The organism is Methylobacterium iners (genome assembly GCF_022179305.1).
Lineage (GTDB): Bacteria > Pseudomonadota > Alphaproteobacteria > Rhizobiales > Beijerinckiaceae > Methylobacterium > Methylobacterium iners.
Map to the genome: position 1 here is coordinate 1 of NZ_BPQP01000079.1, position 8,991 is coordinate 8,991.

7 protein-coding genes are annotated in these 8,991 nt (G+C 73.4%); 3 read left to right on the forward strand and 4 right to left on the reverse strand.

All coding sequences use genetic code 11. From position 1 onward, the window contains the following. Nucleotides 1–188 precede the first annotated feature (188 nt). Both MFF55_RS21845 and MFF55_RS21850 read left to right on the forward strand, forming a co-directional pair. A complete protein-coding gene (locus tag MFF55_RS21845; RefSeq protein ID WP_238246224.1) occupies nucleotides 189–2,180 on the forward strand; it encodes a hypothetical protein in 1,992 nt (663 codons plus the stop codon). 133 nt (nucleotides 2,181–2,313) lie between these two features. Next, nucleotides 2,314–3,897, forward strand: a complete 1,584-nt coding sequence (locus MFF55_RS21850; RefSeq protein ID WP_238246225.1) for a heme biosynthesis protein HemY — start codon at nucleotides 2,314–2,316, stop codon at nucleotides 3,895–3,897. Here the strand turns inward: MFF55_RS21850 and MFF55_RS21855 are convergent. After that, complete coding sequence (locus MFF55_RS21855; RefSeq protein ID WP_238246226.1) at nucleotides 3,894–4,379, reverse strand: hypothetical protein; 486 nt, start codon at nucleotides 4,377–4,379, stop codon at nucleotides 3,894–3,896. The genes MFF55_RS21850 and MFF55_RS21855 overlap by 4 nt on opposite strands. Nucleotides 4,380–4,564: 185 nt before the next feature. Here MFF55_RS21855 and MFF55_RS21860 point away from each other — a divergent pair, with 185 nt between their 5' ends. Continuing rightward, the gene (locus tag MFF55_RS21860) at nucleotides 4,565–5,689 is read left to right on the forward strand and encodes a DUF2336 domain-containing protein (protein ID WP_238246227.1); all 1,125 of its coding nucleotides are present in this window, start codon (nucleotides 4,565–4,567) and stop codon (nucleotides 5,687–5,689) included. Between the two features lie 30 nt (nucleotides 5,690–5,719). Here the strand turns inward: MFF55_RS21860 and MFF55_RS21865 are convergent, their stop codons facing one another. Genes MFF55_RS21865 through MFF55_RS21875 form a run of 3 tightly spaced genes read right to left on the reverse strand, consistent with a single transcriptional unit; the run spans nucleotide 5,720 to nucleotide 8,762 of the window. After that, on the reverse strand, nucleotides 5,720–6,061 hold the full coding sequence (locus tag MFF55_RS21865; RefSeq protein WP_238246228.1) for a DUF1491 family protein: 342 nt from the start codon (nucleotides 6,059–6,061) through the stop codon (nucleotides 5,720–5,722). A 33-nt stretch (nucleotides 6,062–6,094) separates the two neighbouring features. Continuing rightward, nucleotides 6,095–6,778 (reverse strand): peptidoglycan-binding domain-containing protein, encoded by a 684-nt coding sequence (locus MFF55_RS21870; protein WP_238246229.1) that lies wholly within the window; start codon nucleotides 6,776–6,778, stop codon nucleotides 6,095–6,097. A 55-nt stretch (nucleotides 6,779–6,833) separates the two neighbouring features. Further along, nucleotides 6,834–8,762, reverse strand: a complete 1,929-nt coding sequence (locus tag MFF55_RS21875) for a sensor histidine kinase (RefSeq protein ID WP_238246230.1) — start codon at nucleotides 8,760–8,762, stop codon at nucleotides 6,834–6,836. Between the last annotated feature and the right edge of the window lie 229 nt (nucleotides 8,763–8,991).

Here is an 8,991-nt window from a genome sequence, read left to right on the forward strand (position 1 = left end):
CCCTCCTCGCGGGTCTCGTCGCATGAGAATGAGGTCCGGTCTCGCGCCGGCGCCCTTGCGGGTGCTAGGACGGTCGACCGGGTCGGTCATCGAACCGATGCCGTCATCCGGCTGTTCCGACGACGCCTGACCGCGTCCAACGGTGGAGCGACGGGAGCGGCAAGGGCGCGGGAAGGGAGCAGCCAGTCGTGAAACCACCCACCAGCAATGTCGATCCGACTGGGCAGAAGGGCGGCACGTCCGGCCAGGGTCCGGGCAAGGGCGAGGCCGGCACGGGTGCCGCCAAGATCACGCCTGCCGGTCCGGCGACGGGCGGCGTCCCCTCAGGCGAGCCTGCCGGGCCCGCGACGACGAGGCCGGCGACGGGCGGCGCCGAGGCGAAGCCTGAGCCGGCGAAGGGCACCGGCACCTCCCAGACCGTCCCGCCTGCGGGCGCGAAGGCGGATGCGCCCAAGGTCGAGCCGGCGAAGGTCGACTTGACCAAGTCGGATCCGGCCAAGCCGGAACCCACCAGAGTCGACGCCGCCAAGGCGGCTGCCACCAAGCCCGAGCCCGTGAAGGCCGAGGCAGACAACCCGAAGGCCGAGACCCCGAAGCCCGGCCCCGGCCCTCAGCCAACCTCGCGCCCGGCCGGAACCGTCGAGGATGGGCCGATCATCGATCTCAAGGCGAAGCGCCTGAACGATCCGGCGACTGCGCCGAAGAGCGAGGCCGCCAAGGCGTCGAGCCCTGCGGCGGACAAGGCTGCTCCCCTGGCTGGTCCGGCCGCACCCGCCAAGGCGCGCGGGCCGGGCTTCGGCTCGGTGGCCGCGGCGGGTCTCCTCGGCGGGGTCATCGGGGCGGGCCTGCTGTTTGCCGTCGAGCGCGCCGGCGTCCTGCCCCCTCGCGGCGAGGATCCGCGGCTTGCCGCCCTCGACCAGCGGATCAATGCCCTCGCGCCTCGCGATGCGCTCGCCGCCCTCGACAAGCGCATCGCCGCCAACGAGACCGCTCTGAAGCCCCTGCCGGACGCCGTGCGGGGTGCCGAGACGATCGCCCGCGAAGCGCTCCAGAAGGCCGGCGTCGCTCCGTCACCCGCCGCGGAGGGCGCGGCGCCCGGGGCACCGGCCCCGTCCCTGCCGCCTGACCTGATGGCCCGGCTCGACAGCCTCGATCAGCGCGTCTCGGCCCTGCAGGAGGAGCCCGGCCGCGAGCCGCCGTCAGGCGGACAAGTCACCGCGGTTCCGGCCGGCGGCGACCTCGCAGGGCTCGACCAGCGCCTGAAGGCGCTCGAGGCCAAGCTGGAGACCGCAAGGCCGGCCGACGCGCAGCCCGATCTCGGGGCGAGGCTCGCGGCGCTCCAGGGTGACATCGAGAGCCGCACCAAGGCGAATGCCGAGGCCGACCAGGCGCTGGGCGAGAAGCTCGCCGGCCTCCAGAAGTCCCTCGACGCCCGGGTCCAGGCGGCGACCGAGGCCATTCAATCCGCGACCGAGGCGAGCCGGCTCGCCACGGAGGCCGGCAAGGCTCGGACCGAGGATGCGGCCAAGGCCGTCGAGCGCCAGCTCCAGGCCCAGGCCCAGCAGATCGCCGGGCTCGACAAGGCGGTGGCGGGCCGCGCCGAGGCGAGCACCGTCCAGGCCGCCCTGCGCGTGGTTTCGGCCGACCGTATCGCCGCAGCCCTCGAATCCGGGGCGCCCTACGCGGATGCCCTGGCGGCGCTGCGCAGCATGGAGCCGGGCGATCCCGGCAGCCTGACCGCGCTCGCCGTCTTCGCCGATAGGGGCGCTCCGACCGCACGCAGCCTCGCCGCGGAGTTCCGGCCGATCGCGGAGCGGATCGCCGCCGCGCGCAAGGCGGCGCAGGCGAAATCCGTGGCCGAGAGCGGCGACATCGCCAAGCGCTTCGCCAGCATGGCCGAGTCGATCGTCCAGGTCCGTCGGGTCGATGCGCCCGCGGCGGGCGAAGCGGCCTCCGGCCCCGATCCGTCGGTGAAGGTGCAGGAAGCGCTCGACCGCGGTGCGGTCGGCGAGGCAGCCCAGGCCTTCGCCGCCCTGCCCGAGGACGTCCGCGCCCAGGCCGGCGAGTTCGGCACCAAGCTGAAGTCGCGGGCTGCCGCGGCGGAGGCGGCGCAGGCGCTGCTCTCCGACACCTTCAAGGGCGAGGCCTTCAAGGGATTGGCGGCGCCCGCCGCACGTTGACAGACGACGCCCCGCCTTCCCTCATCGGAGGGCGGGGCGGCCCAGAACCGAAGGGGACGTCGTTTCGTTCCCGACCTTGAGACCCCAGCGTCGCCCATCAGACCGGCGCCGCTCCCAGGAGTATTTGCATCCCATGTGGCGCGCCCTCGCCTTCCTGGCCCTTCTCGCCCTCGCCGCCTTCGCGGCCGTGTGGATCGCCGACCATCCCGGCACCGTCACGATCGTCTGGAACGGCTACGAGATCGCGACGAGTCTCGCCATCGCGCTGATCGGGGTGCTCATCGCCGCCCTCGTGATCGGCTTCATCTGGGCGATCGTGCGCGGGATCATCGGCCTGCCCGAGAGCCTGGTGCGCGGATCGCGCGAGCGCCGCCGCGCCAAGGGCTTCTCCGCCCTGTCGCGCGGGATGGTGGCCGTGGGCTCCGGCGACCCGCTCGCCGCGCGCCGCCACGCCGGCGATGCCGAGCGCCTGCTCGGCGCCGAGCCCCTGGCGCTGCTCCTGAAGGCGCAGGCCGCGCAGATCTCGGGCGACCGCGAGGCGGCCGAGCACGCCTTCCAGCGCATGGTCAACGATCCCGAGACCCGGGTGCTGGGCCTGCGCGGCCTCTTCGTCGAGGCGCGCCGCCGCGAGGACGAGACCGCGGCCAGGGCCTACGCGGCCGAAGCCGCGCGGCTCGCGCCGAGCGTCACATGGGCGAACGAGGCGGTGCTGGAGGGGCAATGTGCCGACGGCGATTGGGGCGGGGCGACCGAGACCGTGGAGCGCCGCGCCTCCCTCGGCCTCCTCGACAAGGGAACCGCCCGGCGCCAGCGCGCCGTGCTGCTCACGGCCGCGGCGCAGGAGCGCGAGGCCGGCGAGCCGGAGGCCGCGGCCGAGCGGGCGCTGCAGGCCGTCAAGCTGGCGCCGGACCTCGTCCCGGCAGCGGCCCTGGCCGGGCGCCTGCTGGCGCGGCGCGGCGACCTCCGGAAGGCGTCCAAGATCGTCGAGGCCGCATGGAAGGCCAATCCCCATCCCGATCTCGCCAAGGTCTATGTCGCCCTGCGCACGGGCGATTCCGTGCGCGACCGTCTCTCGCGCGCCGAGACGCTGGCGCGGATCTCGTCCTGGCATCCGGAGGCGCGGCTCGCGATGGCGCAGGCCTCCTTCGACGCGCGGGAGTTCGGCCAGGCCCGCGAGGCGCTCGCCCCGTTGTTGGCCGACCAGCCCACCGTCCGCGCCTGCCTGATGATGGCGCGGATCGAGGAGGCGGAGCACGGCGTCGCCTCGGGCCAGGCCCGCCAATGGCTGGCACGGGCGACCCATGCGCGCCGCGACCCGCTCTGGATCGCCGACGGCATCGCCTCGGAGCGCTGGGCGCCCGTCTCCCCCGTGAGCGGCCGCCTCGACGCCTTCGTCTGGAAGACGCCCACCGACGTGCTGGCACCCCCGAGTGACGCCGACGACGTCACGGCCGATCTCGACGACCGCGACGAGACCCGGGAGAAGCCGGCCATCGCGGCGCCCGCCAACGAGCCGCGCGAGACGCCGAGCCTCGTGCCGGCGAACGGTCAGGCCGCTCCGAAGGTGGAGGTGCCCGCTACGCCGCTGATGACCGGATCCGCGATCCCCGTCGTACTGCCGCCGCCCTCGTCGGAGCCGGCGAAGGCCGACGCGCTCGCGGAGGCGAAAGTTGCGGGGGCCAAGGTTGCGGAGGCCAAGCCGCGCCGGATCGCCTAGATCGCGCTTCCACGCCGCATCAGGCGCGGCCGCCAGATGCCGAGCACGACGTTGGCGACCGCGATGGCGAGCAGCACCCAGAGCGTGTTCCGCTCGGCGACGAGGGAGCCACCGAGGCTTGCGGGGTCGATTTTGCCCGCGAGCGCCAGCGCGCTCTGCTCCGCCTCCTGCTGCATCGGACCCAGCACGCCGACGAAGCCGCTCTCGAAGACGAGGATGCCGGTGGCGGCCTTGAGCCAGGCCCAGCCCGCGTCGTGGAAGCCGCGATGCAGGGCGATCGCGAACAGGCCGGAGATCAGGATCAACCCGAGGGAAGGGAAGAAGATCCAAGTGGCGATGGCGCCCATCGCGCCGCGCATGGCGGCGTAGCCCGCAAGGTCACTCGTCGGCGGCGTGAGGCTCAGCAGCACGACCAGGGAGGCCATCGCCCCCGTAAGCCCGATGGCCGCCATCGTGTGGAGGAACTTCAGAAAGCGTCGCAACGGGTCTCACCCCCGGCAGGAACGGGTCGTCGGAACCGTACAGCAGGGGACGAGGCGGAGGTAGGGACGCCTCGGTCGCGGGCCCGGAACCCGATTTGGCGCATGGCGCGGCGGGCGCCCTTAAAGGTCGATTCACGCAACCGCACTAATCCTCGTTCACTCAGTGTTGCGTAAATCGAAGTGCCATGGCCCGACCCCTGGACGATGCGCCGGACCTGTCCGGCCTGATCGAACTCTCGCGCGTCGAACACCTCGATCTGAAGCCCGTGATCCTGCGGGTGCAGACCGACCTCTTCCTCTCGGCCTCGGTCCGCGATCGGGCGGGCGTGCAGGCCTTCGAGGCCCTGGCGGGCGGTCTAATCCCGATCGTCGACGAGGACACGGCCGAGACCGTGGCGCGCAAGCTCGCGCCGCATCCCGAGACGCCGCAATCGGTGCTGGTTCAGCTGGCCTCCCGCGGTGGAAGAGCCCGCGACGTCGTGCTGGCCCAAGCCCCTGTCCTCGATGCGCCGGTCATCGCGGCGGCGCTGGCCGACGGCTCGGATATCGGGCCTGCCCTCGCGGCTCGGGCGGAACTGAGCCGCGCCGTCCTCGCCGACCTCGCGGCGCGGGACGATGCCGCGATCGATCTGGCGCTTGCCGCCAACACCGCCCTCGGCCTGCCGGGCGAGATCGTCCGGCGCCTCATTGGCCGGGCCCGGCAGGCGCCGGACCTGGCCCGGGCTCTGCTGGCGCGCCCGGACCTCGCGGCGGCCGAGCTCGCGCCGTTGTTCCTGTTCGCGGACGCGGCGCAGCGGGAGGCGATCGGGCGCGCCGTCGCGGCCACGGCGGCGCTGCGGCCCTGTCCTCCGCCGCCGCGCGAGGCCGGTGCCATTCTCACCGGGTTCTCCGGTCGGGGCGACATCGCCGGCTTCGTCGCGGCGCTGGGCGGTCTCCTCGGCCTCCCGAAGGGCTTCCTCGCGAAGGCGCCCGACGCGTCGCTCCGCTACGACCTGCTCACGCTCGCCTTGCGCGCGGCGGGCCTCGAAGAGGAGGAGGCGGTCTACGTCTTCTTGACCCTCAACGAGACGGTGGCCCGCTCGGTCGACCGCGTGTTCGACCTCGTCCGGCTGTTCCGGATCACGCCCCGCCCCGCCGCCCGCGACCTGATCTCGTCGATCCTCGACGTCACCCTGCAGGAGCGCAGCGGCAGCCCGGAGGCGCACCAGGCCTACCAGGCCCCCGATGCCGCCCGGCCGCGCAGCGGCTCCGCGATCGAGCGGGCCCCCGCGCGCCCCGCCCTCCCCACCCGTCTGCGCCGGACGTCCTGAGGCCGGCGGGTCCCGGTCCGGTCGGAGGGCCTATTCCGCGAGATCGAGCCGGTGGCGACCGGCACGATCGTCGACCTCGATGATCCAGAGATCGGAATCGAAGCGAAGCTCGCGCCCGATCCGGACCTCGACATCCGCGGAGGTCGCCTCCGTCATCAGGCAGACGAAGCGCCGCTCCTCCGCTCCCTCGGCATCGATCAGGGATTGGGGCGCCGGCCCGTAGAGGTCGGCCGAGCCGTCGAGCCGATCGACCTTGAGGAAGATCGCGCCCGCCTCCGGCGCGCCGCGTCGGCGCTGCACGGCGGCGATCCCCTCAATGCCGAGGCGACGCAGATGGGCCGAGACCCAGAAATCCGAACGCAGGCGAGCCATGCCCGCCTATAGCACCGCGGCCGCCGCCCGGCCCTATCCCTTCGCGGCGCCCGCGCGCGCCGCGAGCTCGCGCAAGGTGCGCCCCCCGGCCTCGCCCTTGACGGGCAGCTTGCGGTCCCGCTCGAAGCGCTCGATCGCGGCGCGGGTGCCGGGCCCCATCACCCCGTCGGCCTTGAGGGGTCCGTAGCCGAGCTTCACCAGGGCGCGCTGGGCCTCGGCGATCTTCGGCTCGGGCTTCGGCGCGACGGAGGCGGTGCTCTCGGCGGCCTTGATGATCCGGGCGATGGGGTCGGGGCGCGGCTCGGCCGCGGGCGCGGGTCTCGCAGCCTCGCGGACCGGCGGCGCCTCGGGACTTGCAGAAGCGTCCGCCGTCGGACCGCCCACCGCAGGTCGTGCCGGCGCCTTCGCCGGAGGCGCGCCGGCGCCGATCCGGATCGGCGCCGGATGGCGGCCGCCCTGGAAGCCGAGCGCGTTCATCGAGACGATCCCGACGGCGCCGAGGGCGAGGACGGAGCCGATCACCTCGCCGGGCCGATGCCGGCACAGGCGGCCGAAGCCGCGCGCCGCGCCGCCGAGGGCCGCGAGCCAGGCGCCGGATTCGCGCGTCGCGACGGGGGGGCCGGCGGAGCGGCGCGGGGCGGCGGGCGGGCGCCCGATGCGCGTCTCCGCCGAGACCGCGATCTCGTGCCGGTCATGTCGATGGGACGGCTCGCGCATGGCTTTTCCCTGAGACGTCAAGCGAGAGGCGGGGGAGCGGGCGTCACGAACGGCCTCATGCGCTGCGCAGGACCGGAACGTAGCTCTCCCGCACCGGCACGGAGACCGAGTCGAACAGGCCGATCGGCATCTTGGCGAAGCCCGGAGCCTCCGCCCGCATCGGCTCGATCAGCCGCAGCCCGGCCGCCGGACGGCGCAGGCCGGTCTGGATCCGGACGGGGACGACAGGTTCCGAGACGCCGCGGCACTCGCGCGGCAGCGTCACGGTGACGGTGGTGCCGCGCCCCTCCGTGCTCTCGATGGCGATGGCGCCGCCGTGGAGGCTGACGAGTCCCTGCACCACGGAGAGGCCGAGGCCCGTGCCCTCGTGCGCCCGGCCGTGCCCGCCCCCGGCCTGGAAGAAGGGCGAGCCGAGATGGGGCAGGTCGGCCTCGCGGACGCCGATGCCGCTGTCGGCGACCACGAGCTCGAAACCGTTCTTCACCCGGCGCGCCGCCACCTCGATCCGCCCGCCGGACCCCGTGAACTTCACGGCGTTGGAGAGGAGATTGATCAGCATCTGCCGGCAGGCCCGGGCATCGGCCGTGATTTCCAGGGAGGCCGGCACGGCATCGCGCACGAGCGCGATCCCGGCCTGCTCCGCCTTCAGCTGCATCAGGTCGCAGCAGGTGTGCAGGAGGATTCCGACGTCGAGGGTCTCGGGCTGGTAGTCGAAATGGCCGCTCTGGATGCGCGACATGTCCAGCAGGGTGTTGACCACCTCGAGGAGGTGCTGGCCCGAGCTGCCGATGATGCCGGCATATTCCCGGGTGCGCGCGGCATCGAGCCCGATCGCGCCCTCCCCGGCCAGGACCTGGGAGAAGCCGATGATCGCGTTGAGCGGCGTGCGCAGCTCGTGGCTGACGGTGGCGAGGAAGCGGCTCTTCACCTCGTCGGCCCGTTCGGCCTCGGCGCGGGCGCGCTCCAGCTCCTCGGCGTGGCGACGGTGCTCGGTCACGTCCCGGGTGACGGCAACGACGGTGGAGCCCAGGGTCGCCGCGCTGGTCCCGTCGATGCGGTGGGCCCGCATCTCGGCGAAGATGACTCGCGGCGCATCGTCGGCGCGGATCGCGGCGGGATCGAGGTTGAGGCGGAACTGCACCGTCGCGGGCGTTCCGTGGCTCGCCACCTCGCTCAGGGTCTGCAGCAGCGCCGGCCGGTCGCCGACATGGACGCGGTCGAGCAGGCCGTAGCCGCGCAGCCGGGCGGGATCGGCGCCGACGAACTTCGCCGCGGAGGCGCTCGCCTCGATCACGCGGCCGTTCTGGTCGTGCCAGGTCACGAGGTCGTCGATCGCCGACAGCAGCATGCGGTCGCGCAGCTCGTTGTCGCGCACCTGCGCCCGCCAGCGTCCCTCGTGACGCATGTGCTCGATGGCCTGGGCCGCGATATGGCCGATCGCGGTGATCGCGAAGACCGGCATCGCGAGCTTGCTCGACCATTCGAGCAGCGGCGTGCTGAAGGCGAGCGGCGGTGCCAGCGCGATGGCAAGCGCGCCCAGGGTCGCGATGATCGCCGCCGCGACGGTGGCGCGCACGGAGCCCGACATCACCGCCTCGAGGGGGATGGCGACGAGCCAGATGGCGGCGGCCGAGCTCGAGCCGCCGGTCATGACGGCGAGGCAGACGACGAGTCCGGCAAGCCCTGTGGAGGAGAGTGCGTGCGCGATCCAGAGAATGCCCGTGCGGGCGAGGAGCGCCGCCGCGCAGACGGGGAGCAGAAGGCTCGCGATGGCGAGCGCCTCGATGCTGCTCGGAACGCCGCGCCAGAGCAGGAAGGGCGGCAGCCCGATCATCATCACCGCGCCGGCGGCGAGGCGGGAGACGAGGAAGCGCTCGTGCCGGAAGCGCACGCTGGAATCGTCGAGCACCGATTCATGCACGAGACCCGCGAGGCGGGTATCGATCAGGGAAGCCAACGCACCGTAGATACGCAACACCGACACGCACAGCGCGGGCAATCGCCTTGCGGCTTCCCCGACGCCCCTTGGCTCGACTTGAACACGACCGAGGCTCAGCGTTGCAGAGGCGACTTAAGCGAATGTTGCGAGGACCCCTCCCATTGTCGCGAGATGCTTTCCCGAGGGTAACCGGCGCCTCGCGGCGCCAAGCCCCTTTCGGGGCAGAGCGCCCCGGCCGGGCGCCTGCAACCGGAAGGGGCTTGGCGCCGCGAGG